This is a genomic window from Modestobacter sp. VKM Ac-2985 (assembly GCF_026967925.1).
Taxonomy (GTDB): domain Bacteria; phylum Actinomycetota; class Actinomycetes; order Mycobacteriales; family Geodermatophilaceae; genus Modestobacter.
Map to the genome: position 1 here is coordinate 1544070 of NZ_JAPVBI010000001.1, position 26489 is coordinate 1570558.

The window sequence follows — 26489 nt, forward strand, 5'->3', positions numbered from 1 at the left end:
GCGCAGCCCCCGCCGGGAGACCGGCGGGGGCTGCGCTGTCGTGCATGTCAGGGCCGGTGACGGCCCCGTCGATCAGATGTCGTAGTACATCGCGAACTCGTGCGGGTGCGGGCGGAGCCGGATCGGGTCGATCTCGTTCTCCCGCTTGTACTCGATCCAGGTCTCGATCAGGTCGGAGGTGAACACGCCACCGTCGAGCAGGTAGTCGTGGTCGACCTCGAGCCGGTCGAGCACCGCGTCCAGCGACGCCGGCACCTTCTCGATGCCGAGGGCCTCCTCGGGCGGCAGCTCGTAGAGGTCCTTGTCGATCGGTGCCGGGGGCTCGATCTTGTTCTTGACGCCGTCGAGGCCGGCCATCAGCATCGCCGAGAAGGCGAGGTAGGGGTTGGCCGACGGGTCGGGCACCCGGAACTCGATGCGCTTGGCCTTCGGGCTGTCCCCGGAGATCGGGATGCGCGTGCACGCCGACCGGTTGCGCGCGGAGTAGACCAGGTTGATCGGCGCCTCGTAGCCGGGCACCAACCGGTGGTAGCTGTTGACCGTCGGGTTGGTGAAGGCCAGCAGCGACGGGGCGTGGGCCAGCAGGCCACCGATGTAGTGCCGGGCCATGTCGGACAGCCCCGCGTAACCGGTCTCGGCGTGGAAGAGCGGCTCGCCGTCCTTCCAGAGGCTCTGGTGGCAGTGCATGCCCGAGCCGTTGTCGCCGAACAGCGGCTTCGGCATGAAGGTGGCCGACTTGCCGGCTGCCCAGGCGGTGTTCTTCACGATGTACTTGAAGAGCATCAGGCTGTCGGCCGAGCGCAGCAGCGTGTCGAACTTGTAGTTGATCTCCGCCTGGCCGCCGGTGCCGACCTCGTGGTGACCACGCTCGAGCTCGAGCCCGGCGTTGGCGAGGTTGACCATCATCGTGGAGCGCAGGTCGCTCTGGTGGTCGTAGGGCTCGACCGGGAAGTACCCGCCCTTGGGCCGGGTCTTGTAGCCCAGGTTCGGGCCGCCGTTCTCGCCGGTGAGCGACCCGGTGTTCCAGGAGCCCTCGACCGCGTCGACGTGGTAGAAGCCCTCGTTGATCGAGGTGCCGTGGCGTACCGAGTCGAAGACGTAGAACTCGGCCTCGGGGCCGAAGTACGCGGTGTCGGCGATGCCGCTGGCCGCCAGGTAGGCCTCGGCCTTCTTCGCCACGTTGCGCGGGTCGCGACTGTAGGCCTCGCGCGTGATCGGGTCGTGGATGAAGAAGTTGATGTTCAGCGTCTTGTGGATGCGGAACGGGTCGACGAAGGCGCTGCTCGCGTCGGGCAGCAGCAGCATGTCGGACTCGTTGATCGCCTGGAACCCGCGGATGGACGAGCCGTCGAAGCCCAGGCCGTCGGCGAAGGTGTCAGGCCCGAAGGTCTCCGCGGGGATGGTGAAGTGCTGCATGACGCCAGGGAGGTCGCAGAACCGGACGTCGACGAACTTCACGTCGTTGTCGCGGATGTAAGCGGTGACCTCTTCGGGACTGTTGAACATCGATCCTCCGGGAGTGGACGGAAAGCCACCCGCAAGTTACGAGCGCGGGGTTGCTCCGGGGTGTCTCTTGTGTTTCGTCGCGGTAACACCACTCCTGGCGTGTCGCGTCGGACTCCTGCCGTGACCCGCTGCGAGCGTGCGAGTGACGAGAGGCAGGAGGTCCTTTCACTACGCTGGTGGAGTGGCCGGCGACGACGCTCAACCCTCTCAGGAGCGCCCCCGGGGCGCCGCACTGGGGCTGCCCGGCACCGGCCTCGGCTCGCTGGCGTCCTTCGGGCAGCGGGTGGTCGCCTTCGTCGTCGACGCGCTGGCCGCGGCGCTGGTCGCCGGCCTGTTCACCGCACCGCAGCTGCCGCGCAACTGGAGCCTGCTGGCCTTCGCGCTGATCACCGTGGTCTTCCTGGTGCTGGCCGGCCAGACCCCGGGCATGCGGCTGCTCGGCCTGCGGCTGGCCCACCGGGAGCCGGAGCGGCGACTCCCGCTCTGGCGGGCGGTGGTGCGCACCGGGCTGCTCATCTTGCTGGTCCCGGCGCTGGTCGTCGACGTCGACGGCCGGGGCCTGCACGACCGGTGGACCGGTACCGCCGTCATCCGCGATCGCTGACCGCGCTCGCTGCACCGCCGGCTGCGCGGCCCGGCACCCACCCGAGACGTGAGAACGCCCCCGAGCCGACCGGCTCGGGGGCGTTCTGCGGTACGTGGTGTGCTGCTCAGCGGCGGCGGACCTGCCGCTGGCTGACCGACATCTGGCGGCCGCCGGGGAGCGGCCCGCCCGGCACCGGCGGGCGCGGGCCACCGAGCGCCGACATCCGCTTGCCGAGGGCGTTGACCTCGCCGCCGTCCAGGTTGCGCGGCAGCTTCATCACGTGGGCGCTGAGCTTCTTCAGCGGCACCTGACCCTCCCCGTCGCCGACGGTCACGTCGTAGATCGGGGTGTCGCCGACGACCTTGGCGATCCGGCGCTTCTCGGCGGCGATCAGGCTGCGGACCCGCTGCGGGTCGCCCTCACCGACCAGCACGATGCCCGGCCGGCCGAGCACCCGGTGGACGGAGTCCAGCTCACGGTTGCCGGCGACGCCGGAGCTCACCCGCCAGTCCCCGCGCATGCCCTCGAGCACCCAGGACGCGGCACCCGGCCGGCCCTCGACCTGCCGGTAGGCCGACCCCTGCGCCCGGCGGCCGAAGACGATCATCGCCCCGAGCAGGCCGAGCAGGATCGCGAACGGGAGGAAGAGGAACGGCGAGCTGAGCAGGATGCCGACCAGCTCCACCACGCCGGCCACCGCCACGAAGACGATGAGCATGATCCAGGGCAGCTTCGGGTCGTTCTTGTACGTCATCGAATAGGCCTGCCGGATCATCCCGGCCTGCCGCTTCAGCTTGGCCAGCCGCGAGACCTTCGGCTGCCCGTCCTTGCCCAGCTTGGGCTTCCTGCCCCGACGGCCCTTGCCCGTCGCGGCAGGAGCGCCGACCGCGGTCGAGCCCTTGGTGCCGCGCCCGGGCGGTGCGCCGGCCGGCCCGCGGCCTGCGGCGCCGGCGGGGGCGGAGGTGTCGGTGGACCTGCTGCGTGCCATGCGGCCCAGGATAGTCCGAGGACCGGTCACCTCCCGCCACGCGCGGGCTCGCGGCGGGGCCCCTGTCGTGAGCCGGACGACGAACTCAGCGGGTGACGGTGAGCCCGCGGGCCTCGGCGGCCTGCTGGTACAGCCGGCCGGCGCGGTAGGAGCTGCGCACCAGCGGTCCGGCCAGGACGCCGGGGAAGCCGATCCGCTCCGCCTCGGCGGCGAAGCCGACGAACTCGTCGGGCTTGACCCACCGGACGACGGGGTGGTGCCGGACGCTGGGCCGCAGGTACTGGGTGATCGTGAGCAGGTCACAGCCGGCGTCGTGCAGCGCCTGCATGGTCTCCACGACCTCGTGCGGCTCCTCGCCCATGCCCAGGATCAGGTTGGACTTGGTGACCAGGCCGGCGTCGCGGGCTGCGGTGATCACCGACAGCGAGCGCTCGAAACGGAAGCCCGGGCGGATCCGCTTGAAGATGCGGGGCACCGTCTCCACGTTGTGCGCCAGCACCTCCGGCCGGGAGGAGAACACCTCGGCCAGCTGGTCGGGCTCGGCGTTGAAGTCGGGGATGAGCAGCTCGACACCGCAGCCGGGGATCTGCTGGTGGATCTGGCGCACCGTCTCGGCGTACAGCCACGCTCCGCCGTCGGGGAGGTCGTCGCGGGCGACGCCGGTGATCGTGGCGTAGCGCAGGCCCATGGTGGCCACGCTCTCGGCGACCCGGCGGGGCTCGTCGGCGTCGAAGTCCGCGGGCTTGCCGGTGTCGATCTGGCAGAAGTCGCAGCGCCGGGTGCACTGGTCACCGCCGATGAGGAAGGTGGCCTCGCGGTCCTCCCAGCACTCGTAGATGTTGGGGCAGCCGGCCTCCTCGCACACCGTGTGCAGGCCCTCGCGCTTGACCAGCGACTTCAGCTCGGTGTACTCCGGGCCGGTCTTGAGCTTGGTCTTGATCCACTCGGGCTTGCGCTCGATCGGCGTCTGGCTGTTGCGGACCTCCAGGCGCAGCAGCTTGCGGCCGGCCGGTTCGATCGGCGAGGACGTCGCCGGGGCCTCCGGCCCTGCAGTCGTGGCTGCCTCCTCCATGCCCAGGCTCATGTCCAGCACGGTACTCCGGTGCCGGCCACGGCTCCCGGGCCCGGAGACGGCTCGAGGGCCCAGCCGGATCGGCTGGGCCCTCGAGACGGGGTGGTGCGGGAGATCAGTCCTCGCTGGGCATCTTGCCCAGGCTGGACGGGGTGTCGGCCGGGCCCGCCGTCTTCGACGGGGCGTCGCCGGCGTCCTTCGTGCCGGTGGCGGTGTCCGGCCGCTCCTGGTTGCTGGACTCGCCAGGACCGGACGCGGGCTGCGCGGTCTGCGCGCCGAGGTCGCTGTCGGGCGGGGTCGCGTCCCCGACGGCGTTCTCGGCCGTGGAGACGGTCTTGCCCTGGGCCTCGGGGCTCTCGGTTCCGCCTGCGGGGGTGCTCGGGGAGGTGGGCACGGGGTCCTCTCGGTAGCTGGGCACGGGACCATCGCCGGTCGGCGCCGGGGTCCAGGGGTCGGTCGACTTCATCGTCTTGCGCAGCACCACGGCGACCGCAGCCAGGACGGCGAGGACGCCGACCACCCACGGCCAGCGCCGGGGGGTGGGCTCGACACCGACGCGCCGCTTGACCGACGTGACGGTCTTCGCGGTCCGCTTGCTGGCCTCCTTGCTGGCCCGGCCGGCGGCCTTCTCCAGCTCGGCGCGCCGCTTGGCCGCCTTCTTGGACAGCTTGTCGGCCTTCTTGCCCAGCTTGTCGGCCTTCTTGCCGGCGGCCTTGCGGTTGCTCTCGGTCGCGGCGCGCACCGCCGCGACCCGCAGCGCGGCCTGGGCGCGGGCGGCCTCGGCGGCAGCCGTGGCGTCCTGGCGCACCTTGTCGCCCTGCTTCGCGGTGGCCGCACCGAGGGTCGCGGCACCGGCGGCGAGGTCGGCCCCACGGGCGTCCAGCTGGGCCCGTGCCGCCTCGACGCCGCTGGCCAGGCCGGCCCGGGCGTTGTCCAGCGCGGGGCCGGCTGCGCCGCGAGCCGCCTCGATCCGCGGTGCCGCGGCGGCGATCGCCGACTCCAGGTTGGCCCGCGCCGACTTGGCGGCGGCCTCGAAGGCCGGGCCGCTGGCCTCGCGGGCGGCCTCGAGCCGGGGGACCGCGCTGGCCACCGCGACCTCGAGGTTCGCCCGAGCGGCCCGGGTCGCCGCGTCGAGACGGGGCACCAGGTCCTTCTCATAGGCCTTCTGTGCCGCGTCGATGTGCGGCGCGAGGCTCTTCTGCGCCGCCTCCAGCCGCGGGACGAGCACCTCCCGGGCCGCGTCCAGCTGGGGCGCGAGGGCGGCCACGGCTGCCCCGACCCGCGGGGCCACGTCCGCGGCGTAGGCGCTCTGCGCGGCCTTGGTCGCGGCTGCCACCTGCGGGGCGAGCTGCTCCGCCGTCGCCCGACGGGCCTCGGTGACCGCCGCGCCGATGTGGGCGAACCCCTCTTGCAACTCGGTCCCGATGACCTCTGTCGAGCTCTTCTTGCGGAACACTCCAGCACCTCCGAGTTGATCGCTTCGGCGATCATCCTGCCCGTTGCCGCCGCCGGGCACACCCTGAACCCTCACCCGGTCCGGTGGCGGACCCGAATCCGCCCGGCAGGCGGGGGTGCTGGGTGGCCAGCAGCGGACAGCTGCGCTGACTACCTTCCATCTGGTGCAGCTACGGATCTTCACCGAACCCCAGATGGGCGCCACCTACGACGACCTGCTCGCGGTGGCCCGGCGCACCGAGGAGACCGGCTTCGACGCCTTCTTCCGGTCCGACCACTACCTGACCATGGGCGGGGACGGGCTGCCGGGCCCGACCGACGCCTGGGTCACCCTGGCCGGTCTCGCCCGGGAGACCTCCCGGATCCGGCTCGGCACCCTGATGACGGCGGCGACGTTCCGGCTGCCCGGGCCGCTGGCCATCTCGGTGGCCCAGGTCGACCAGATGAGCGGCGGGCGGGTGGAGCTGGGCATCGGCTCGGGCTGGTTCGCCGCCGAACACAGCGCCTACGGCATCCCTTTCCCCGAGGTGGGGGAGCGGTTCGACCGCTACGAGGAGCAGCTCGCCGTCATCAGCGGCCTCTGGGGCACCCCGGTGGGGGAGACCTTCGACTTCACCGGCGAGCACTACCAGCTGTCCGGCTCCCCGGCGCTGCCCAAGCCGGTGCAGCCCGGCGGCGTCCCGATCCTGGTCGGTGGCAGCGGCAAGAAGCGCACCCCGCGGCTGGCGGCGAGGTACGCGGCCGAGTTCAACGTGCCCTTCGCCTCCGTCGAGGACAACGTCCGGCTGTTCGCCGGCGTCCGGGACGCCTGCGCGGAGGTCGGCCGTGACCCCGGCGAGCTGGTCCACAGCTCCGCCCTGGTGCTCTGCGTCGGCCGGGACGAGTCGGAGCTGGCCCGCCGCGCCGCCGCCATCGGCCGGGACGTGGCGGAACTCCGGGCCCACGGGGTCGCCGGCACGCCGGCCGAGGCCGTGGACACCCTCGGCCGGTACGCCGAGGCCGGGGCGAGCCGGGTGTACCTGCAGGTCCTGGACCTGACCGACCTCGACCACCTGGACCTGGTGGCGGCCGAGGTCGCCCCTCAGCTGGCGTGAGCACAGCGGCAGCTGAGCAGCACAGCGGCAGCTGAGGAGCACAGCGGCGCCCGCCCGTCCACGAGGACGGGCGGGACGCCGGGGCCTCAGCCCAGCTCGGAGGCGAACGGCTCCAGCGCCGCCCGGGAGCCCAGCCAGGTGTTCGCCCGCTGCAGGTCGTCGTCGAAGTCGATCTCCACGGCGGAGAACCGGGAGATGTCCAGCGGCTGGAAGCGCACGCCCGACCGCTGGATCGCCAGCTCCATGCCGCGCTCGAAGTAGTCGGAGGCCTCGCAGGCCGCCAGCTGCTCGATCAGCGCCGGCTTGTCCGCACCGGACACGTAGTTGATCCCGACCGCCTCACCGAGACCACCGACCACGGTCTTGGACAGCTCGCGGATGAACCCGTCGCCGTCGAGGGCGTACTTGACCTCCTCGTCGGCCACCGTGGAGGTGTCCACGCAGACGAAGCTCTGGTCCGCCTGCACCAGGGGCGCGGCGTGGTCGAGCACGGCCGGGTCGAACACCACGTCACCGTTCAGCCAGAGCACGCCGCCGGCCTGCGAGCTGCGCAGGGCGCGCAGCAGGCTCTGCGACGTGTTGGTCACGGCGAAGTCGGGGTTGAACGCGAACAGCAGGTCCGGCTGCGCGCGCATGACGGCCTTGGCCCGGTAGCCCACCACCGCGGTGATCGGGGCGGCGTCGCCGAAGACGGCGCGGATGCCGTCCAGCTGCTGCTGCATGATGCTGCGGCCGTCCATCAACGGCGTCAGCGGCTTGGGCAGCTTGCGGCCCAGCCGGGTGCCCATGCCAGCGGCGAGCACGACCACCTGGGGGGCGGTGATGACCGGGTCGGCGGCGGGGACGGAGACCAGGGAACGCGACCGCTGATCGCGGCCCCCGGTCAGGATCGGGTCAGCAGTGCGCATGCTCATCTCCTCGGTTCGTCGTTCGTGGGCACGGGGGTGGCGCCCGGCCGGCCGGGGTGGCCGTCCGGGGGGAAGAACAGCTGGAGCACCCGCTCGGTGGCCGAACCGTCCTCCAGGGAGCAGAAGCGCTCCCGGAACCGGTTGTACCGCGCCGAGGGCTCCCATGGGCGGTCGCCGAGCCGGGCGATGGCCGCCAGCACCTCGTCGCTGGTGGTCAGCAGCGGGCCCGGGGCGATCTCGGCGAGGTCGAAGTAGAAGCCCCGCAGGTCGTCGCGGTAGTGCTCCAGGTCGTAGGTGAAGTGCACGATCGGCTTCCCGGTGACGGCGAAGTCGAACATCGTCGAGGAGTAGTCGGTGACCAGGACGTCGGCGGCCAGGTAGAGCTCGCTGATGTCGGGGTACCGGGACACGTCCACGAGCGGCGCCGGGCCCTGGACCACGAGCTGGTCGGACACCATCGCGTGCAGTCGGACCAGCAGCACGTGATCCGGGCCGAGGCCACGCGCCAGGTCGCCCAGGTCGACCGGGAACGAGTGCGCCGGACCGTCGTCGCTGAGCACCAGGTCGTCCCGCCAGGTCGGCGCGTAGAGCACCGCCGTCACGTGCTCGGCGATCCCGAGGGACTCCCGCACCCGGGCGCGGCGGCGGTCCCGGTCCGGTGCGCTGAGCACGTCGTTGCGCGGGTAGCCGGTCTCGTGCACCGGCCCGTCGAAACCGAACGCGCTGCGCAGGTGCGGCGTGCTCGCCGCGTTGGGGGAGAGCAGGTGGTCCCAGCGGGCGATGTCCCGCATCACCATCTCCAGGCGGCCTTCCGGCGCCCAGACCGCGTCCCGGTGCAGCCGCTTGAGCGGCGTGCCGTGCCAGGTCTGCAGGTAGGTCGTCGTCGGCTGCTTGTCCCACTCCCGGGACAGGCCGTCGTTGGAGACGATGACGTCGGCGGACTCCAGGGCCGCTCGGGCGCCGGGGCCCCAGTGCTCCTCGGTGTGCACCCCGGCCGGGAAGTCGCCGCGCAGCTCGGGGCGGGCCAGCCAGACGGCGTCCATCTCGGTGCCGCGCGCCAGGAGGGCCTCGTAGATCGCCCGCGGGTTGTCGTTGTACCGGCCGCCGAAGCTGTTGAAGACGACCTTCACCGTCGTCGGCTCCGGACGGAGGAGGGTGCGGTCACCCGGCATCGGGTGCACCTCGTGGCCCGCTGCGGGCCTGGGCGTTCTGTCATGCACTCACTCCTCTTCCGTCGGTCCGGCTCGACCGGTGCGTGTGCGCGGTGACCGACCGGCCACGGGTGCGGCCTCTGCTGGCGCCAGCGGGGCAGTGCGGTGCGTCCTGTTGCGGTGCTGTGGTGCGTCCGGGTGCGCCACTGCACCGATTCGGGGCGGCGGTGCACCCGGCCGGCACCGGGGCTGGTCCTCCGGTCGCGCTGCCGCGTGCCGAGCGGCGCTGCTGAGTCCCGGTGGACCTCGACGTCCCGGTGCGTGCGGGCAGCGGTCGTCCCGCCGGGGCCGTCCCCGCTGGATCTCCTCGCCCGTCCGCAGTCGAGCCACTGCAGGCTACGGCGTGGAGGACCCCGCCGTCGAGGTGGGGGGCCGTGGCGGCGCGCTAGGATCGGCTGCGTGACCGGCGGACTCCTGCTTCCCCAGCCGTGCTGATCTGACCTGATCCAGACCAGCACGGCGACCCCTCCTGTGTGAGGGGTCTTTTTCTGTCCGCCGCCAGATCCTTCCCGTGGGAGCACCGACGATGAGCCAGACGGCCAGCCAGCACACCGAGCCCACCGCCGACGGAGTGCCGCCGCACCGATACACCCCGGCGCTGGCGAACGAGATCGAGCTCGCCTGGCAGGACCGGTGGGAGGCTGAGGGCACGTTCCACACGCCCAACCCGGTCGGCCGGCTGAGCGAGGGCTTCGACCGGGTGGCCGACCGGCCCAAGGCCTTCCTGATGGACATGTTCCCGTACCCCTCGGGTGCCGGGCTGCACGTCGGGCACCCGCTGGGCTACCTGGGCACCGACGTCACCAGCCGCTTCCTGCGGATGGACGGCCACAACGTGCTGCACCCGATGGGCTACGACGCCTTCGGCCTGCCGGCCGAGCAGTTCGCCGTGCAGACCGGGCAGCACCCCCGCGTCACGACCGAGGCGAACATCGCCGCGATCAGCGCCCAGCTGCGCCGGCTGGGCGTCGACCACGATCCCCGCCGCACCTTCGCCACGATCGACCCGGGCTACTACAAGTGGACCCAGTGGATCTTCCGGCAGATCTTCGAGGCGTGGTTCGACCCGGAGACGGACCGGGCCCGTCCGATCAGCGAGCTGGTCACCGAGCTGGACGCCGGCACCCGCGAGCCCGCCGAGGGCACCCTGCCGGAGGGCCGCACCTGGGTGCAGCTGTCCGACGTCGAGCGCCGCCGGGTCGTGGACGCCCACCGGCTGGCGTACCTGCACCAGGCGCCGGTGAACTGGTGCCCCGGGCTGGGCACGGTGCTGTCCAACGAGGAGGTCACCCCGGACGGGCGGTCCGAGCGGGGCAACTTCCCGGTGTTCCGTCGTCCGCTGACCCAGTGGATGATGCGGATCACCTCCTACGCCGAGCGGCTGCTGACCGACCTGGACCGGCTGGACTGGTCGGACTCGTTGAAGCAGATGCAGCGCAACTGGATCGGCCGCTCGACCGGTGCCCGGGTGCGGTTCCCCGTGTCGGGCGAGACCGTCGAGGTCTTCACCACCCGGCCGGACACCCTGTTCGGCGCCACCTACCTGGTGCTGGCCCCCGAGCACCCGCTGGTCGGCGAACTGACCGCCGACCGGTGGCCCGAGGGCACTGACCCGCGCTGGGCCGCGGGTGCGGACACCCCGGCCGAAGCGGTCGCCGCCTACCAGCGGCAGGCGTCCCGCCGCTCGGAGCTGGACCGGCAGGCCGAGGGCCGGGAGAAGACCGGGGTCTGGCTGGGCGTCACCGCGCGCAACCCGCTGACCGGAGCCGACCTGCCGGTCTTCATCGCCGACTACGTGCTGACCGGCTACGGCACCGGAGCGATCATGGCGGTGCCGGGTGAGGACGCCCGCGACTGGGACTTCGCGAGTGAGTTCGGGCTGCCCGTCGTCCGCACCGTGCAGCCGCCGGCCGACTTCGACGGCGGCGCGTACACCGGCACCGGGCCGATGATCAACAGCTCGAACGAGCAGCTGTCCCTGGACGGGCTGGACAAGGCCGCCGCGATCGCCAAGGTCACCGAGTGGCTGGTCGCCACCGGCGCCGGCGAGGCCACGACCACCTACAAGCTGCGGGACTGGCTGTTCAGCCGGCAGCGCTACTGGGGCGAGCCGTTCCCGGTCGTCTATGCGACCGACGGCGAGGACGCCGACCTGCCGATCGCCGTCCCGGAGTCGATGCTGCCGGTGCTGCTGCCCGACGTCGACGACTACTCGCCCACCACGTTCGCCGACGACGACGCCGACTCCCAGCCCGAGCCGCCGCTGTCCCGGGCCACCGAGTGGACGACGGTGGAGCTGGACCTGGGCGACGGGCCGCGGCGCTACCGGCGCGAGACGAACACGATGCCCAACTGGGCCGGTTCGTGCTGGTACCACCTGCGGTACCTGGACCCGGGTGACGACGAGCGGTTCGTCGACCCGGAGCTGGAGGCCTACTGGATGGGCCCGCGGGAGCCCGGTGACGTCGGCGGCGTCGACCTGTACGTCGGTGGTGTCGAGCACGCGGTGCTGCACCTGCTGTACGCCCGGTTCTGGCACAAGGTGCTCTTCGACCTGGGCCACGTGTCCAGCGAGGAGCCGTTCCGCCGGCTGGTCAACCAGGGCTACATCTCCGCCTTCGCCTACACCGATGCCCGCGGCTTCCACGTGCCCGCAGCCGAGGTGGTCGAGGAGGGCGGCCAGTTCCGGTACCACGGCGAGCTGGTGACCCGGGAGTACGGGAAGATGGGCAAGAGCCTGAAGAACGTGGTCACGCCGGACGAGATGATCGCCATGTTCGGTGCGGACACCTTCCGGGTCTACGAGATGTCGACCGGGCCGCTGGACCAGTCCCGGCCCTGGGAGACCAAGGCCGCGGTCGGGTCGCAGCGGCTGCTGCAGCGGGTATGGCGGGTCGTCGTCGACGAGGAGTCCGGGGCGGCGCGCGCCGCCGACGTCGAGCCGGACGACGACACCTCGCGCGCCCTGCACCGGGCGATCGAGGCCGTGCGCGACGGCATGACGACGCTGCGGTTCAACATCGCCATCGCCCGGATCACCGAGCTGACCAACCACCTGACCTCGGCCTGCCCGCCCGGGACGCCGGTGCCCCGCTCGGTCGCCGAGGCCCTCGTGTTGCTGGTCGCGCCACTGGCCCCGCACCTGGCCGAGGAGCTGTGGTCCCGGCTGGGGCACACCGGCTCCGTGGCCTGGGCGTCGTTCCCGGTGGCGGATCCGCAGTGGCTGGTCGACGACACGGTGGAGGTCGCCGTGCAGGTCAACGGCAAGGTGCGGGCACAGGTGGCCGTCCCGGCCGACGCGGACGCCGCGGCGCTGGAGGCGGCGGCCCGGGCGGACGAGCGGATCGCCGGCTACCTCGAGGGCGCGACCGTGCGCCGGGTGGTCGCGGTGCCGGGCCGGCTGGTCAACTTCGTCCTGGGCTGATCACCGCCGCCTCCCGCTCAGCAGTGATCAGGTGACCTGATCGAACACTGTCCTCCCGCATCAACGCTGGTGCGGGAGGACAGCCAGTGGTGCAGGGGGACCGGCACGGGGCCGAGGGGCCTCAGGTGGCGGGGGTGATGCGGATCATCGTCTGACGTTCCCGTCCGCGGTGCGTGACCCGCGCCGCGATGCGGGAGGTGCCGTAGGTGATCCGCCACTGCCAGCCGTAGCGCCGGGCGAGGGCACCCCGCGCACGGGACCACTCGGCTCGGTCGAGGAACTCGGCGACAGCGTCGACGGCCGGGCCCTCGAGCCGACCGCGCATGTCACACGGGGCGACGGTGACCCGACTCGTGTGTCGGAGCCGCTTCACCTTGCCCGAGTCCGCCCGCGTCCAGACCACGAGCGCATCGCCGTCGGGTGCTGCCCAGACCGGGGTCGCCACCGGCTCGCCGGTGCGCCGGAAGGTGGTGAGGCTGACGTAGCGGCTGGTGGGGAGTCGGCTCACGCGACGGGGGTGCGGGTGAGCGCGCGGCGCATCGCGGTCTCGACCGTGTCGATGACCTGGGCGACGGTGACGTCGCGGCCGAGCTCGACGCTCAGCGAGGTCGCCCCGGCGTCGGGGATCCCGCACGGCACCATGTTGGTGAAGGCGGCCATGTCCGGGTCGCAGTTCAGCGCGAAACCGTGCATCGTCACGCCCCGGGCGACGCGGACGCCGATGGCGGCGATCTTCCGGTCCGGGCCGCGCTCGTCGGCCCGGACCCACACGCCGCTGCGACCCTCGACCTGCTCGGTGGCCAGACCGAAGGTGCCGCAGACCTCCATCAGGGCGCGCTCCAGCCGGCGTACGTGGGCGACCACGTCGACCGGGTCGGGCAGCGCGACGATCGGGTACCCGACCAGCTGGCCGGGGCCGTGCCAGGTGATCTTGCCGCCGCGGTCCACGTCGATCACCGGGGTGCCGTCGAAGGGCCGCTCATGCGGCTCCGTCCGCTTGCCCGCGGTGTAGACGGGCGGGTGCTCCAGCAGCAGCAGGGTGTCCGGGCCGGTGCCGGCGACGCGCTGCTCGTGCAGCTCGCGCTGCTGCGCCCAGGCCTGCTCGTAGGGCACCAGACCTGCTCGTACGACCACCAGCTCGCTCATGCCGCCGAGCGTATGCCGTGCACCGTCACGCGTGTGCCCCACCGCCGATCCGTGCTCAACCGGCCGCGGGGTCGGTGGTGGTCGGGTCGGTCGTGGTCACCGGGGCCGGAGCACGGAGGTGCTGGAGCACGGCCCGTGCGGTTCGGGCGCCGCTGGCCATCGCGCCCTGGATGGACGGGGTGTCGCGGTGGTCTCCGCAGACGAACAGCCCACCGCCCAGGTCGACCGGGCGGCGGTGCTGCAGCGGAGGAGTCGCCGCCGGCTGCGCCCCGGTCACCGTGACGGTGGTGAGGTGCTCCAGGTCGGTGGTGGCGACACCGTGCAGGCGCGCCACCTCCTCGCGGACGTCGGGCTCCCGGGTCACCGCCAGGGTCGAGCTGGCGACCAACGCCCGGCCGTCAGGGCTGTACGCCGGCTGCGCGTCCGAGACCACCGCGCTGTTCACCAGCTGACCACGGGGTCGGCCGAGCACGATCAGCGGCGCCGACCAGGGCGACTCCGGCAGCACGTGCAGGTGCGTGATCACCTGCCGGGGCGCCGACGCCTCGACCCCGGGGAGCAGGACTGCGGCGGTGTCGGGGTCGGTCGCCACCACGACGACGTCGGCGCTCGTGGCGCCGACGTCCGTGTGGACCGCACCTTCCTCCACGCGCGTCACGCGGACGCCGAGGTGCACCCGGTCGGCGGGGAGCCGGGCGGCGAGCTGCTCGCCGATCGACTGCATCCCACCGGCGGGGAGGCCGACCAGGCCCCGGACGAAGCTGCGCCAGACCAGGTCCAGGTAGCGGCTGGAGGTCTCCAGGCGGTCCTCCAGCAGGACGCCGGCCAGGAAGGGGCGCAAGAACACCTCGAGGGCCTGCTCGCCGACCCCAGCGGCACGGAGGGCCTCCTCGGCCGTGCGTTCCCGGGCCGCGAGCAACCGGGACACCGGTGCGTAGCCGGCCCGGGCGGAGAAGGCGGCGAGCGCGGCCGCCCGGACCGGCCCGCCCAGGGGCGCCCGGAGGGTGTCCACGACGGTGCCTGGGTGCTGGCGGGGGTCGACCACCCGGTGGGCGCGCCCGTCGACCCGGACCACCGCGCCCGTCCAGAACCAGCCCAGGTCGAGCGCCGGCAGGTCGAGGTCGGCGGCCCGTGGGTAGCCGGTGTTGAGCACCTGGAACCCGCGATCGACCAGGAACCCGTCGACCCGGGAGGTCGACAGCCGGCCGCCCGGGTGCCGGGCGGCGTCGACCAGGTGGACGTCGCGGCCGGCCGCGGCCAGCCGGGTGGCCGCACTCAGCCCGGCCAGGCCAGCACCGACCACGACGACCTCGGCACGGGCTGGCAGCGACATGGCCCGAACCTAGGCGGTCCCGGGCCGGCCCGCCCCGCCCGGCGGCGGATCTGTGGACTGCATCGCGGCCTGTGGACGGACCCAGCGGGAGCTCACCCGTCGGCCCTACGGTCCCGGCATGCCTGCGCAGCCCGCCCCGTCCGCGGCTCCCGTCGTGCCCGGCTTCGTGCTCGAAGAGCTCCTGGGCCGGGGCGGTTCCGGGCAGGTGTGGCGAGCCCGGCCGCGGTCGGGAGGCCCGCCGGTGGCGATCAAGGTGCTGGTGCGGGGCGACCCGGAACGGCAGGAGCGCGAGGCGGGGCTGCTCGGCGAGCTCGACCACCCGCACCTGGTGCGGCTGCACCACGTCGTCCGCCGGGAGGTGCGTGACGGCCCGGCCCAGGTGGCGTTGGTGCTCGACCTGCTCGCCGGCGGCAGCCTCGCAGCCCTGCTCGCCCGGCGGGGACGGTTGCGGCCGGGCGAGGTGGTCACGACGGTGGCCCCGGTGGCGGCCGCGCTGGCCCACGCCCACGAGCGGGGGGTCGTGCACGGCGACCTGTCGCCGGGCAACGTCGTCTTCACGGCCGAGGGACGCCCGGTGCTCACCGACCTGGGCACCGCCCGGCTGGTGGGGGACACCGCACGGGCCGAGGTCACCCCGGCGTACGTCGACCCGGTGGTGGCCCGCGGCGGTGCGCCCGGTCCGGCGTCGGACGTCTTCGGCGTCGCCGCGGCGGCCTTCCACGCACTCACCGGGGTCGCCCCCTGGAATGCCGCAGACCCGGCGGGCACGCTCGCCGTCGCGGCCGGCGGCGACCTGCCCGACCTCACGCTCCTGGCCCCCGAGGCACCCGAGGAGCTGGTCCGCGTGGTCCTCCGCGGGCTGTCGGCCGAGCCGCATCTGCGGGGGTCCGCCGCGGCGTTCGCCCTCGACCTCCGCCACTCCTGCCGGCCGGAGCCGGTCCGCCTCCCGGTGCCCGACGTGCCCGATGGCGAACTCGGGCTCACCGGGCGGGGCCCACGGACCGAGCTGACGCACCAGGTGCCGGGCCGCCGCCCCCGGGCCGCGCATGCCGTGCCGGTTCCCGACGGTCGGTGGGCGCAGCTGCGAGGGCGGTTCGGTGACCGGGTCACCGCCTCTCGAGGGGACAGCGACCGGGGGGTGGGGCCGCTGGTCACGGGAGTGGTGCGGCGCGCGGCGACAGCCGGTCTGGTGCTCGTCGCCATCGCGGCCGCGCTGGCCGGTGTGACCTGGCTGGGGGCGAGCTGGGGTGGGTCGAGCGCCGACCCGGTGCCGGCCGCAGACCGAGCCGGAGCGGTCACCGTCCTCCCCGCGTCCCCGACACCGACCTCCCCGGACGAGCGCGCGGGTGACGGCGCGGCATCGCCGGCCGACCGGTCAGCAGCTCCGATCGAGGACGGCGAGTGGGCCGCCGTGCTCACCGAGCTCTACGACCGGCGCAGCACCGCGTTCAGCGAGGCCGATCCGACGGTGCTGGCGGAGGTGCACGCGTCCGGCAGCGCGCTGCTGGCTCGTGACACCGACCAGGTGGTGCAACTGGTCGGGGCCGGTCAGCGGCTGGACGGCTTCGCGCCCCGGCTGGTCCGCCTGGTCGAGGTGACGGCCCAGGGGCCCACCCGGGTGGAGGTGCGGCTGGTCGACGCGCTGCCGGCCTACCGGGTCGTGCGAGCCGGCGCGGCCGAGCCCGTGGTTGTGGCCGAGGTCCCTGCCCGGGGTGAGGCGCCGGTCCGGCTCGTCCTGGAGCGCACGGCGGACGGCTGGCGGATCGCCGACGCCCTGCTGGGCGGGTGACCTCAGCGCGCGGCGACGGCGGCGCGCAGTGCCGCCTGGAGGTCCTCGTGGGTGAACTGGAAGCCAGCGGACCGCAGGACCTCCGGCACGGCGCGCTGGCCGGCCAGGACCCCCACGTCGGCGAACTCACCGAGGGCCAACCGCAGGGCGAAGCCCGGGACGGTGAAGACCGCAGGCCGGTGCACGACCTCGGCGAGCGCGGCGGTGAACTCCGCGTTGGTGGCCGGGCTGGGGGCGGTGAGGTTCACCGGACCGGACACCGGGGCGGTGAGCAGGAACCGGATCGCGTCGACCTCGTCCTGCAGGCTGATCCAGGGCATGTACTGCTGGCCCGAGGCCAGCTTGCCGCCCAGCCCCAGGCGGAACAGCGGGAGCAGCCGGCCGAGCAACCCGCCGGGGCCGAGGACGAGCCCGGTGCGCAGGGTCGCCACCCGCACCCCGGCGGCGGCCGCCGGGGCGGTCGTCCCCTCCCAGGTGACGCAGACCTGGGCCAGGAAGTCGTCGCCGGCCGGCGCGGTCTCGTCGACCACCCGCTCGCCGGTGTCGCCGTACCAGCCGACAGCGGAGGCCGACAACAGCACCCGCTCCCGGTCGGGGTCAGCGGCGACCGCATCGACGAGGGCCTGGCTCACCGTGGCTGTGCTGTGGACCCGGCTGGCCAGCACCTGCTTCTTGTGCTTCTCCGTCCAGCGCCGGTCACCGACCCCGACACCGGCCAGGTTGACCACGGCGTCCACGTCGGTCAGCAGCCCGTCGGGCATGCCGTGGTGCGCTGGTTCCCAGCGGTGTTCGTCGGCGGTGCGCGGGGTGCGCCGCACGAGGCGCAGCACCTCGTGCCCGTCGGCCACCAGCGCGGGCACGAGCGCTGATCCGATCAGCCCGGAGGACCCGGTGACCGCCACCTTCATGGAGTGCTCCTTCGGACCAGTGCACGGGCCTGCGTCAGGCGGACGACGAAGGGCCCCGGCCGAAGCCGGGGCCCTTCATCGGTGGATCAGGAGATGCCCAGGTCGCCCTGGAACTGCCCACCCTCGAGCCGCTCCTTCACGGTGGTGAGGAAGCGGGCGGCGTCGGCGCCGTCGACGATCCGGTGGTCGTAGCTCAACGCCAGGTAGACCATCGAACGGACCGCGATCACCTCGCCGAGCTCCGGGTCCTGGACGACCACGGGGCGCTTCACCACGGAACCGACGCCCAGGATGGCGACCTGGGGCTGGTTGATGATCGGGGTGTCGAACAGCGCGCCCCGGCTGCCGGTGTTGGTCAGCGTGAACGTGCCGCCACCGAGCTCGTCCGGGGTGATCTTGTTGGTGCGGGTCCGCTCGGCCAGGTCGGCGATCTTCCGGGCGATGCCGGGCACGTTGAGGTCGCCCGCACCGCGGATGACCGGCACCAGCAGGCCACGCTCGGTGTCCACGGCGACGCCCAGGTTCTCGGCGTCGTGGTAGGTGACCGTCCCCGCCTCGAGGTCGACCGAGGAGTTGACCACGGGGTGCGCCTTGAGGGCCTCGACCGCTGCCTTGGCGAAGAAGGGGAGGAACGACAGCTTCACACCCTCGCGGGCGGCGAAGTCGTTCTTCACCTGGTTGCGCAGGTTCGCGATCCGGGTGACGTCCGCCTCGACGACGGTGGTGAGCTGCGCGCTGATCTGCAGCGACTCGACCATCCGCTTGGCGATGACGGTGCGCAGCCGGGAGAGCTTCTCCGTGTTCCCGCGCAGCGAGGAGTCCGGGGTCGCGGCCGGCGAGGGGGTGCGCGCCCCACCGGAGGAGGCGGCAGCCGGCGCGGCGGCCGGCTCCTCCTTGGACTGCTCGGCGGCGGCGACCACGTCCTGCTTGCGGATCCGGCCACCGACACCGGTGCCGGTCACCGACCCGAGGTCGACGCCGTGCTCCGCGGCCAGCCGACGCACCAGCGGGGTGACGTAGGCGCCGCCACCGTCGGGCGCGGGTGCCGCGGCGGGCCGGGAGGTCGGGGCGACGGCCTCGGCGGGCGACGGCTGGTCGGTGGGCGACTCGGTCGGCATGCTGCCGCTGGAGCCGTAGTCGGCGCCGGGCTGGCCGGTGTCGGTGTTGGCCTCGACGGGCGTCGGCTGGCTCGCCTTCGGCGCCGCCTCCTCCTTCGGCTCTTCCTTCGGAGCCGGCTTCTCCTCGGCGGCGGGCTCCGCCTTCGGTGCGGACTCGGCCTTCGCGGAGCCGCCACCGGAGCCACCGATGACGGCCAGCTCGGCGCCGACCTCCACGGTCTCGTCCTCGGCCACGACGATCTTGGTGAGCACGCCCGCCACGGGGGAGGGGATCTCGGTGTCGACCTTGTCGGTGGAGACCTCGAGGAGGGGCTCGTCGACCTCGACCTGGTCACCCTCCTGCTTCAGCCAGCGGGTGACCGTGCCCTCGGTGACGCTCTCGCCCAGCGCCGGCATGGTCACCGAGGTGCCCTCGCCGTCGGAACCACCCGGGTCGCCGTCCTGCTCTGCGGCCGCGGGGGCCGGCTGCTCGGCCGGGGCCTCCTCGGCCGGCTCGTCCTGGGCCGGCTGTTCGGCAGCGGCCGTGTCCTCGGCCGGTGCCTCCTGGGCCGGGGCGTCCGCTGCCGGGGCGCCGGCGTCGCCGCCGTCCTCGCCGCCGATCACCGCCAGCTCGGCGCCGACCTCCACGGTCTCGTCCTCGGCCACGACGATCTTGGTGAGCACACCCGCCACGGGGGAGGGGATCTCGGTGTCGACCTTGTCGGTGGAGACCTCGAGGAGGGGCTCGTCGACCTCGACCTGCTCACCCTCCTGCTTCAGCCAGCGGGTGACCGTGCCCTCGGTGACGCTCTCGCCCAGGGCGGGCATGGTGACGGACGTCGGCATCGAAGGCGGGTCTCCTCAAGTCGTGGGGTCGTGCTGAGCGGGTGGTGCTGCGTGGGGTCGTGCTGAGCAGGTGGTGGGTCAGTTGTGCGCGTGCAGCGGCTTGCCGGCCAGGACCAGCGCCGCCTCGCCGAGGGCCTCGCTCAGCGTCGGGTGCGGGTGGATCAGCTGGGCGACCTCTTCCGGCAGGGCCTCCCAGTTGTAGACCAACTGGGCCTCGGCGATCATGTCGCCGACCCGGCTGCCGACCATGTGCACGCCGACCACCGGACCGTTGCCGGCGACGCGGATCAGCTTGACCGCACCGGCCGTCTTCAGGATCGCGGCCCGGCCGTTGCCGGCCAGGTCGTAGGTGGCGACCTCGATCTCGCCGTGCTTCTCCTTGGCCTGGGCCTCGGTCAGACCGACGGAGGCGACCTCGGGCTCGGAGTAGGTGACCCGCGGGACGCCCGCGTAGTCGATCGGCACGACCGGCAGCCCGGCGAGGCGCTCGGCCACGAGGATCCCCTCCCCGAAGCCGACGTGCGCCAGCTGCAGGGTCGGGATCAGGTCGCCGACGGCGGAGATGGTCGGCACGTTGGTCTGGCAGTACTCGTCGACGAGGACGTAGCCGCGGTCCATGGCGACACCGGCCTCCTCGTAGCCCAGGCCCTGGCTGACCGGGCCGCGGCCGACGGCGACGAGCACCAGCTCGGCCTCGTACTCTTTGCCGTTCTCCAGGGCGACCTTCACGCCGTCGGCGGTGGTCTGCACGCTGGCGACCCGACTGCCCAGGGAGAAGTCGATCTTGCGCCGGCGGAACGCACGCTCCAGCAGCTTGGAGGACGACTCGTCCTCCAGCGGGACCAGGTGGGGCAGGCCCTCGACGATGGTCACGTCGACGCCGAAGGACTTCCACGCGCTGGCGAACTCGCAGCCGATGACCCCGCCACCGAGGACGATCGCCGAGGCCGGCACCCGGTCGAGCTTCAGCGCGTGGTCGCTGGTGATGACCTTGGTGCCGTCGATCTCGATGCCCGGCAGCGAGCGGGCGTAGGAGCCGGTGGCGAGCAGGACGTGCTTGCCCTCGAACGTCTGGTCGCCCACCTGGACGGCGGTGGGGGAGACGAGCTTGCCTTCGCCGGTGACGTAGTTGATCCCGCGGCTCTTGATCAGGCCCTGCAGGCCCTTGTGGTTCTTGGAGATGACGCCGTCCTTGTAGGCGTTCACCCCGTCCATGTCGATGCCCGACAGGGTCGACTTGACGCCGAACTGCTCGCCCTCGCGGGCGTTGTCGGCGACCTCGGCGGTGTGCAGCAGGGCCTTGGTCGGGATGCAGCCGCGGTGCAGGCAGGTGCCACCGACCTTGTCGCGCTCGATCAGGACGACGGACATGCCCAGCTCCGCCGCGCGCAGTGCGGCGGCGTAGCCACCCGAGCCACCACCGAGGATGACCAGGTCAGCGGGGGTGGTCGGTGCGCTCACGGCTGCTCCTCAGTGCTGGGTGGCCCGGAGTCCTCCGGGCACGGCGATCCTGCGCGTGCCCATCCTGCCACTCCCGGGAACGACGCGTTCGGATGCTCCGTTGCACTGCTCGAGTGCGTCGCGGAGCAGCCCGCGACCGGCGAGGACTGGAGCAGTGCGATGGGGCTGATCGACCGGCTGCGTGGCCGCCGCGGGAGCAGCGGGGCCGCCGGGAAGGGCCGTGGCCGGCGCGGCACGCTCGACCGCGCCTCGGGGTCGGCGGACCTGAGCCACCTGGAGCAGTTCGTCGCCACCCGGCGGGGTGTCGAGGGGTACGTCGAGCCGCGCACGACGGTGACCGAGACGACGATCCTGCTGGTCGCCGCCGACGGGGAGTGGACACGTCGGCGGATCGACGGCCCGGAGACCGCTCGCAAGCTGTCCCGGGACCTCGCCGTCCCGGTCTACGACGCGCAGATCACCGGCTACCCGCAGCGGATGCGCGACTGGAGCGCCCGCCAGAAGGCGGCCGACAAGCTCTAGCGGACGGCCCCCCACCCCGTTGAGGGGCAGGGGGCCATCGGCTCACTGGGCTGCGATCAGGCCCTCGATCGTGGCCAGCAGGGTGCGGACCGGGACACCGGTGCCGCCCTTGGGCGTGTAGCCCCAGGGCGCCCCGGTGTTGTAGGCCGGACCGGCCACGTCGATGTGCGCCCAGGGCAGGCCGGCCGGCACGAACTCGGACAGGAAGTGCCCGCCCACGAGCATCCCGCCCATCCGGTCGGCGTTCGCGTTGACCATGTCCGCGATCGGGGAGTCCAGCCCGCGGCGCAGCTCCGGCGGCAGCGGCATCGCCCACATCGGCTCCCCGCTGCGCCGGCTGGCCGCGACGACGGCGTCCCGCAGGTCGTCGCTGCCCATCACGCCGGCGGTGCGGGTGCCCAGGGCGACCAGCTGCGCGCCGGTCAGCGTCGAGGTCTCCAACAGGTGGGCGGGGGAGTCCTCGACGGCCCGGCAGATGGCGTCGGCGAGCACGACCCGGCCCTCGGCGTCGGTGTTCGTGATCTCCGCCTTCTTGCCGTTGCGGAACGTCACCACGTCGGCCGGGCGGTAGGCCGTGCCGCTGGGCATGTTCTCGGCGATCGGCACGGTGGCGGTCACGTCGACCGGGAGACCGAGCTCGGCGACCAGGCAGATGGTGGCGATCACGGCCGCGGCACCGGCCATGTCGCTCTTCATGTCCTCCATCTTCGCGGCGGGCTTGATCGAGATGCCGCCGGAGTCGAAGGTGATGCCCTTGCCGACCAGGGCCACGCTCGTCCTGGCCTTCTTGCCCTTGTACTCCAGGCGCAGCAGCCGCGGCCCGCGGCTGGAGCCGCCGCCGACGGCGAGGATGCCGCCGTACCCGCCAGCGGCCAGGGCCTTCTCGTCGAGCACCTCGACCGACAGCCCGGCCTTCTTGCCCGCGGCGGCACCCCGGGCGGCGAGCTCCGCCGGGTACAGGTCGTTGGGCGGGCTGTTGACCAGGTCACGGACCAGGGCCACGGCGGTGGCGACCGCGCGCACGCGGGCCAGCGGTGCCTTGGCGGCGCCGGCGTCGGGGACGACGAGCTCCACCGAGGACGGCGGGGCGGGGCGGTCCGCCGGGAGGTCGGACTTGTAGGCGGTGAACTCGTACGCCCCCAGCAGCGACCCCTCGCCCACGGCGTGCAGCCGCTCGGCGTCCGGCGCCCCGCCCACGGCGGCGAGCAGGCTGACCAGTGAGCTGCGGCCGGTCAGCGCGCGACTGGCGGCACCGGCGGCCCGGCGGACCGCCTCGGCCGGGTACGAGCCGTCGGCCTGCGGGGCGCCCAGCCCGGCCACGGCCACGACCGGGAAGGGACCCTGGCCGAAGGTGGGCAGCTTGGTGACCTCGTCCTCGGCTCCCCGGGCGCCGAGATCGGCCAGCGCGGCGAGGAGCCGGCCACCGAGGAGCCGGTCGACCGCGTCGGCACCGGGCGTGGACACCAGGCCGGCGGGTCCCTTGCCGACCCCGACGACGACGGCGTCGGCGGTCAGCTTCTCGAGCGGGCGGTCGGTGGCGGAGATGGTAGGCGGCACCCGACGATCGTAAGGAGGTGGTGAGGACGGCGTACGACCGGCAGGTCTCCGACCACTAGCGTGCTGACGGTGAGCCCCCTGACCTCCCCGCTGCACGATCGCCACGTCGCCGCCGGCGCGAAGTTCGCCGACTTCGGTGGCTGGTCCATGCCGATCGAGTACGCCGGTGGTGGCGTGCTGGCCGAGCACACCGCCGTCCGGGAGGGGGTCGGGCTCTTCGACGTCTCGCACCTGGGCACCGGCACGGTGCGTGGCCCGGGGGCCGCCGAGTTCGTGAACGCCTGCCTGACCAACGACCTGGGGAAGATCGGGCCCGGGCAGGCCCAGTACACGCTGTGCTGCCTCCCCGACGGTGAGCCGCAGGCCGGCGGAGTGGTCGACGACCTGATCGCCTACCTGCACGGCGCGGACGACGTCCTGCTCGTGCCGAACGCCGCCAACGCCGCCGACGTGCTGGCCCGGCTCTCGGCCGAGGCGCCGGCGGGGGTCACCGTCACCGACCGGCACACCGACGTCGCTGTCCTGGCGCTGCAGGGTCCGCGTTCACCCGAGGTGCTGGCGGCGGTCGGCCTGCCCGGCGGGCTGTCCTACATGTCCTTCGCGGAGACGCCCGGCTCCGGCGGGGACGAGGTCACGGTCTGCCGCACCGGCTACACCGGCGAGCACGGCTACGAGCTGCTCGTCGCCGCCGGCCGGGCCGCCCAGCTCTGGGATGCGCTGCTGGCCGCCGGTGCGCCCGAGCAGATCCGGCCGTGCGGTCTCGGCGCCCGGGACACCTTGCGCACCGAGATGGGCTACCCGCTGCACGGCCACGAGCTGTCGCGGGACATCACCCCCAACCAGGCGCGGTCGGGCTGGGCCGTGGGCTGGGGCAAGAGCGCCTTCTGGGGGCGCGAGGCGCTGCTGGCGGAGAAGGCGGCCGGCCCGGCCCGTCAGCTGTGGGGTCTGCAGGCGCCCGGTCGGGGCATCCCGCGGCCCGGGATGCTCGTGCTCGGTGCCGACGGCTCGCGGATCGGGGAGGTCACCAGCGGCACGTTCTCCCCGACCCTGCGAACCGGGATCGCGTTGGCGCTGCTGGACCGGGCCGCCGGTGTCGCCGAGGGGGCAGAGGTCGCCGTCGACGTGCGGGGGCGGCCTCAGGCGGTCGTCGTGCGCCGTCCGCCCTTCGTGCCCTCGCACGTCCGCTGAGGCGCCGCCCGGCCCGTCACGTGGCCGGCACGGGCGGGTCGGGCACCTCGTCGGCGACCACGGCGTCCCGCTTGCCCATCGGCTCCGGGTCGCCCTGGGTGGTGTCCCGCGCGGTCTGGTGCTCGGTCTCGGCGTTGATCTCCGCGCCCAGCAGCACCAGGTAGCAGGTCAGGTACAGCCACAGCATCAGCACGATGACGCCGGCGATGGCGCCGTAGGTCTCGTTGTAGGAGCCGAAGTTGTTGACGTAGAAGCTGAACGCGACGCTGACGACCGCCCAGATGACGGTCACCACCAGGGAGCCCAGGCTCACCCAGCGGATCTTCGGCGCATCCCGGTCCGGGGCGGCCCGGTAGAGGACGGCCAGCGAACCGATCACCACCGCCAGCAGCAGCACCCAGCGCAGGACCTGGGCGAGCACCGTGCCGACACCGCCCAGCGGGAGGACGTCCAGCACGACCGGGACCACGGCGATGAGCGCGAAGGTGAACAGCACGAACACGATCGCGCCCAGGGTGAGGGCCAGGGACAGTGCGCGCAGCTTGAGGAAGTTGCGGGTCTCGACCTCGTCGTAGGCGATGTTCACCGCCTTCACCAGGTTGTTGACGCCGCCGGACGCCGTCCACAGTGCGCCGAGCACCGAGGCGATCAACCCGAAGGTGAGTGCCCCGCCGGCGTTGCTGGTGATGTCGGTCAGCTGCTCGGTGAGGATGTCCTGGGCGCTCTCCGGGAGCTGGTCGGACAGCGACTCGATCTGCGCGGCCACCTGCTCGGGGGAGGCGACGAGGCCGTAGATGGAGATGGTCGCGATCAGCGCCGGGAAGATCGAGAGGAAGGCGAAGAAGGCCACCCCACCGGCGATGATCGGCATGTTGTCGGCGTTGTTCTCCGCCCAGGACCGCTTGACGATCTGCAGCCAACCGCGCTTCGGGATGTCGGTCGGGCGGTCGGCGTCGATGCCCGGCATCTCCTGGGAGTCGGGGACCTCCGGGGCCGGCCGGGTCGCTTCGCGCCGCTCCCCGCGGACGACGGCCGACGACGAGGCGCCGCTGCCCTCGCCGTTGCCGGCGACACGCGCCTCCGCGGCCCGCTGTGCGGCCCGCCGCTCGGCCTTCTCCTGGACCCGCGCGCGGATGTTCTCCACGGCGCTGCCCTGCCGCCCGTCGTCGACCATCGGTCCCATCCCCTCGTCTCGGGTCTGCAGGTGGAACGGTGGGGCCCGGCGTCCGGGCCCCACCGGCGGCTCAGCGGGTCAGCTGTGCCAGCGTCCGCCGCCACCCGGAGCGACGGCGCGGCAGCCGCCGGCCGGCAGCCCGCTGGGTCGCCGAGACCCGCTTCACCGCGACGCGCTCACCGGCTCGCAGCCGGGCAGCAGCGGCCTGCTGCGTGGCGGACAGCTGCTTCGAGGCCGCCCGCTCCGCGGCGGAGAGCTGCTTGGTGGTGCTGCGGGTGCGGGCGCTGAGGCTCGCGACCGCAGCCTTCCGGCGGGCCTCGGCCCGCTTGGCCGCCTTCGTGCGGGCGGCAGCACGCTCCTTGCCGGCGCGCTTCGCGGCCTTCTGCGCGGCTGCCCGACGTCGGGCGGCCTCCTTGGCCGCCGCGCGCTCGGCTGCGGTCTGCCGACGCTTCCGTCGCCAGGCGAGCAGCCCGACGAGCGCGGTGAGGGCGGCCACGCCGCCACCGATGACGGCGGGCGGGTTCTCCCGGTAGGTCTCGACCGCGGTGTCCTTGGTCCGGTTGGCGCTCTCCAGCGCCGAGCTCTTGGCCTGGTCCACACGTTCCTGGGCCCGGGCCGGGACGTCGAGCCGGTGGCTGAGCTCGTCGACCGTGCGACCGAGCTGCTCCCGGGTCTGCTCGATGTCGGCGCGGATCGCATCGGGGTCGGGCTTGCCCCCCGAGGTCCTGTCGTCGGGTCCGGTCATCGGGACGCACTCTCCTTCACGGTGGCGACGTCGGTCTTGATGCTCGAGATGGCCTCGGTCGGCACCGGCGGCGCTGCCTGCTGGACGTCCTTCTTCCCGATCAGGGCCAGCACGCCGGCGACCGCGAACAGCACCACGGCGACGATGACGGCGGCCAACCAGCCCGGGAGGGCGAGGGCGAGGGCGAGGACGGCGGCGGCGACGAGCACCTGGAGTCCGAGGAAGCCGAGCAGCCCGGCGCCGCCGAAGAGACCGGCCCCCAGGCCGAACTTCTTCGCCTTGGCGCCGACCTCGACCTGGGCCAGGCGGATCTCGTCCCGGACCAGGGTGGTCAGCTGGTCGGACAGCTGACCGATCAGCTGGCCGGTGGATGCGTTCTCGGGTGCGGGCGGAGGTGTCTCCACCCGGCTGGCGCCGGCGCCCATGGTGAGCTGGCTCATTCGTCCTCCGCGGTCTCGGGCGTGGGTGGTGTCCTGCAC

The 26489-nt window shown here is 73.3% G+C and carries 22 protein-coding genes; 6 read left to right on the plus strand and 16 right to left on the minus strand.

The genetic code is table 11. From position 1 onward, the window contains the following. Positions 1-72: 72 nt before the first annotated feature. Positions 73-1506 carry a type I glutamate--ammonia ligase gene (glnA, locus tag O2V61_RS07385; RefSeq protein ID WP_269182654.1) on the minus strand — a complete coding sequence of 478 codons (1434 nt, stop codon included), beginning with the start codon at positions 1504-1506 and terminating at the stop codon, positions 73-75. Positions 1507-1687: 181 nt separating this feature from the next. Here glnA and O2V61_RS07390 point away from each other — a divergent pair, with 181 nt between their 5' ends. After that, positions 1688-2110 carry an RDD family protein gene (locus tag O2V61_RS07390; RefSeq protein WP_269182655.1) on the plus strand — a complete coding sequence of 141 codons (423 nt, stop codon included), beginning with the start codon at positions 1688-1690 and terminating at the stop codon, positions 2108-2110. Positions 2111-2216: 106 nt separating this feature from the next. Here the strand turns inward: O2V61_RS07390 and O2V61_RS07395 are convergent, their stop codons facing one another. From O2V61_RS07395 to O2V61_RS07405, 3 genes are all read right to left on the minus strand, one after another. Next, complete coding sequence (locus O2V61_RS07395) at positions 2217-3080, minus strand: DUF4191 domain-containing protein (protein ID WP_269182656.1); 864 nt, start codon at positions 3078-3080, stop codon at positions 2217-2219. A gap of 85 nt (positions 3081-3165) precedes the next feature. After that, positions 3166-4164 (minus strand): lipoyl synthase, encoded by a 999-nt coding sequence (gene lipA / locus O2V61_RS07400; protein WP_269182657.1) that lies wholly within the window; start codon positions 4162-4164, stop codon positions 3166-3168. A 103-nt stretch (positions 4165-4267) separates the two neighbouring features. Next, entirely contained in the window at positions 4268-5608 is a 1341-nt protein-coding gene (locus O2V61_RS07405) for a hypothetical protein (RefSeq protein WP_269182658.1), read from the minus strand. Between the two features lie 163 nt (positions 5609-5771). Here O2V61_RS07405 and O2V61_RS07410 point away from each other — a divergent pair, with 163 nt between their 5' ends. Further along, positions 5772-6701, plus strand: coding sequence for an LLM class F420-dependent oxidoreductase (locus O2V61_RS07410; protein WP_269182659.1), 930 nt, complete (start codon positions 5772-5774; stop codon positions 6699-6701). Between the two features lie 86 nt (positions 6702-6787). Here the strand turns inward: O2V61_RS07410 and O2V61_RS07415 are convergent, their stop codons facing one another. After that, the gene (locus O2V61_RS07415) at positions 6788-7609 is read right to left on the minus strand and encodes a phosphocholine cytidylyltransferase family protein (protein WP_269182660.1); all 822 of its coding nucleotides are present in this window, start codon (positions 7607-7609) and stop codon (positions 6788-6790) included. A 2-nt stretch (positions 7610-7611) separates the two neighbouring features. Beyond that, positions 7612-8781, minus strand: a complete 1170-nt coding sequence (locus tag O2V61_RS07420) for a CDP-glycerol glycerophosphotransferase family protein (protein WP_269182661.1) — start codon at positions 8779-8781, stop codon at positions 7612-7614. Between the two features lie 565 nt (positions 8782-9346). On the opposite strand from O2V61_RS07420, the gene leuS reads away from it, so the two are divergent. After that, a complete protein-coding gene (gene leuS / locus O2V61_RS07425) occupies positions 9347-12244 on the plus strand; it encodes a leucine--tRNA ligase (protein WP_269182662.1) in 2898 nt (965 codons plus the stop codon). A gap of 121 nt (positions 12245-12365) precedes the next feature. On the opposite strand, the gene O2V61_RS07430 is transcribed toward leuS, so the two are convergent. The 3 genes from O2V61_RS07430 to O2V61_RS07440 are packed head-to-tail and all read right to left on the minus strand — an operon-like array spanning position 12366 to position 14723. Next, positions 12366-12752: a PPOX class F420-dependent oxidoreductase gene (locus tag O2V61_RS07430; protein WP_269182663.1), complete on the minus strand. Its 387-nt coding sequence runs from the start codon at positions 12750-12752 to the stop codon at positions 12366-12368. Beyond that, a complete protein-coding gene (lipB, locus tag O2V61_RS07435) occupies positions 12749-13390 on the minus strand; it encodes a lipoyl(octanoyl) transferase LipB (protein ID WP_269182664.1) in 642 nt (213 codons plus the stop codon). Before lipB ends, O2V61_RS07430 begins: the two co-directional genes overlap by 4 nt. Positions 13391-13445: 55 nt before the next feature. After that, positions 13446-14723 (minus strand): NAD(P)/FAD-dependent oxidoreductase, encoded by a 1278-nt coding sequence (locus tag O2V61_RS07440; protein WP_269182665.1) that lies wholly within the window; start codon positions 14721-14723, stop codon positions 13446-13448. Positions 14724-14841: 118 nt separating this feature from the next. Here O2V61_RS07440 and O2V61_RS07445 point away from each other — a divergent pair, with 118 nt between their 5' ends. Further along, positions 14842-16512 carry a serine/threonine-protein kinase gene (locus O2V61_RS07445; RefSeq protein ID WP_269182666.1) on the plus strand — a complete coding sequence of 557 codons (1671 nt, stop codon included), beginning with the start codon at positions 14842-14844 and terminating at the stop codon, positions 16510-16512. 2 nt (positions 16513-16514) lie between these two features. On the opposite strand, the gene O2V61_RS07450 is transcribed toward O2V61_RS07445, so the two are convergent. The 3 genes from O2V61_RS07450 to lpdA form a co-directional block, all read right to left on the minus strand. Beyond that, positions 16515-17420, minus strand: coding sequence for a TIGR01777 family oxidoreductase (locus tag O2V61_RS07450; RefSeq protein ID WP_269182667.1), 906 nt, complete (start codon positions 17418-17420; stop codon positions 16515-16517). 86 nt (positions 17421-17506) lie between these two features. After that, positions 17507-19363, minus strand: a complete 1857-nt coding sequence (gene sucB / locus O2V61_RS07455) for a 2-oxoglutarate dehydrogenase, E2 component, dihydrolipoamide succinyltransferase (protein WP_269182668.1) — start codon at positions 19361-19363, stop codon at positions 17507-17509. Between the two features lie 78 nt (positions 19364-19441). Continuing rightward, a complete protein-coding gene (lpdA, locus tag O2V61_RS07460) occupies positions 19442-20824 on the minus strand; it encodes a dihydrolipoyl dehydrogenase (protein WP_269182669.1) in 1383 nt (460 codons plus the stop codon). A gap of 159 nt (positions 20825-20983) precedes the next feature. Here lpdA and O2V61_RS07465 point away from each other — a divergent pair, with 159 nt between their 5' ends. After that, on the plus strand, positions 20984-21346 hold the full coding sequence (locus O2V61_RS07465) for an oxidoreductase (protein WP_269182670.1): 363 nt from the start codon (positions 20984-20986) through the stop codon (positions 21344-21346). 42 nt (positions 21347-21388) lie between these two features. Here the strand turns inward: O2V61_RS07465 and O2V61_RS07470 are convergent, their stop codons facing one another. Next, the gene (locus tag O2V61_RS07470) at positions 21389-22903 is read right to left on the minus strand and encodes a leucyl aminopeptidase (protein WP_269182671.1); all 1515 of its coding nucleotides are present in this window, start codon (positions 22901-22903) and stop codon (positions 21389-21391) included. 69 nt (positions 22904-22972) lie between these two features. Here O2V61_RS07470 and gcvT point away from each other — a divergent pair, with 69 nt between their 5' ends. Further along, complete coding sequence (gene gcvT / locus O2V61_RS07475) at positions 22973-24091, plus strand: glycine cleavage system aminomethyltransferase GcvT (protein WP_269182672.1); 1119 nt, start codon at positions 22973-22975, stop codon at positions 24089-24091. 16 nt (positions 24092-24107) lie between these two features. Here the strand turns inward: gcvT and O2V61_RS07480 are convergent, their stop codons facing one another. The 3 genes from O2V61_RS07480 to O2V61_RS07490 form a co-directional block, all read right to left on the minus strand. Further along, the gene (locus O2V61_RS07480) at positions 24108-25265 is read right to left on the minus strand and encodes a YihY/virulence factor BrkB family protein (protein ID WP_269182673.1); all 1158 of its coding nucleotides are present in this window, start codon (positions 25263-25265) and stop codon (positions 24108-24110) included. Between the two features lie 70 nt (positions 25266-25335). Beyond that, positions 25336-26010: a DUF3618 domain-containing protein gene (locus O2V61_RS07485; RefSeq protein ID WP_269182674.1), complete on the minus strand. Its 675-nt coding sequence runs from the start codon at positions 26008-26010 to the stop codon at positions 25336-25338. Further along, positions 26007-26450, minus strand: a complete 444-nt coding sequence (locus O2V61_RS07490; protein WP_269182675.1) for a phage holin family protein — start codon at positions 26448-26450, stop codon at positions 26007-26009. Before O2V61_RS07490 ends, O2V61_RS07485 begins: the two co-directional genes overlap by 4 nt. Positions 26451-26489: the final 39 nt, after the last annotated feature.

What these genes read in the sequence shown, in the direction of transcription:
- glnA (WP_269182654.1), bottom strand. Translation starts at nt 1,506, where the DNA reads ATGTTCAACAGTCCCGAAGAGGTCACCGCTTACATCCGCGACAACGAC.
- O2V61_RS07395 (WP_269182656.1), bottom strand. Translation starts at nt 3,080, where the DNA reads ATGGCACGCAGCAGGTCCACCGACACCTCCGCCCCCGCCGGCGCCGCA.
- lipA (WP_269182657.1), bottom strand. Translation starts at nt 4,164, where the DNA reads ATGAGCCTGGGCATGGAGGAGGCAGCCACGACTGCAGGGCCGGAGGCC.
- O2V61_RS07415 (WP_269182660.1), bottom strand. Translation starts at nt 7,609, where the DNA reads ATGCGCACTGCTGACCCGATCCTGACCGGGGGCCGCGATCAGCGGTCG.
- O2V61_RS07420 (WP_269182661.1), bottom strand. Translation starts at nt 8,781, where the DNA reads ATGCCGGGTGACCGCACCCTCCTCCGTCCGGAGCCGACGACGGTGAAG.
- leuS (WP_269182662.1), top strand. Translation starts at nt 9,347, where the DNA reads ATGAGCCAGACGGCCAGCCAGCACACCGAGCCCACCGCCGACGGAGTG.
- lipB (WP_269182664.1), bottom strand. Translation starts at nt 13,390, where the DNA reads ATGAGCGAGCTGGTGGTCGTACGAGCAGGTCTGGTGCCCTACGAGCAG.
- O2V61_RS07440 (WP_269182665.1), bottom strand. Translation starts at nt 14,723, where the DNA reads ATGTCGCTGCCAGCCCGTGCCGAGGTCGTCGTGGTCGGTGCTGGCCTG.
- O2V61_RS07445 (WP_269182666.1), top strand. Translation starts at nt 14,842, where the DNA reads ATGCCTGCGCAGCCCGCCCCGTCCGCGGCTCCCGTCGTGCCCGGCTTC.
- O2V61_RS07450 (WP_269182667.1), bottom strand. Translation starts at nt 17,420, where the DNA reads ATGAAGGTGGCGGTCACCGGGTCCTCCGGGCTGATCGGATCAGCGCTC.
- sucB (WP_269182668.1), bottom strand. Translation starts at nt 19,363, where the DNA reads ATGCCGACGTCCGTCACCATGCCCGCCCTGGGCGAGAGCGTCACCGAG.
- O2V61_RS07465 (WP_269182670.1), top strand. Translation starts at nt 20,984, where the DNA reads ATGGGGCTGATCGACCGGCTGCGTGGCCGCCGCGGGAGCAGCGGGGCC.
- O2V61_RS07480 (WP_269182673.1), bottom strand. Translation starts at nt 25,265, where the DNA reads ATGGTCGACGACGGGCGGCAGGGCAGCGCCGTGGAGAACATCCGCGCG.
- O2V61_RS07485 (WP_269182674.1), bottom strand. Translation starts at nt 26,010, where the DNA reads ATGACCGGACCCGACGACAGGACCTCGGGGGGCAAGCCCGACCCCGAT.
- O2V61_RS07490 (WP_269182675.1), bottom strand. Translation starts at nt 26,450, where the DNA reads ATGAGCCAGCTCACCATGGGCGCCGGCGCCAGCCGGGTGGAGACACCT.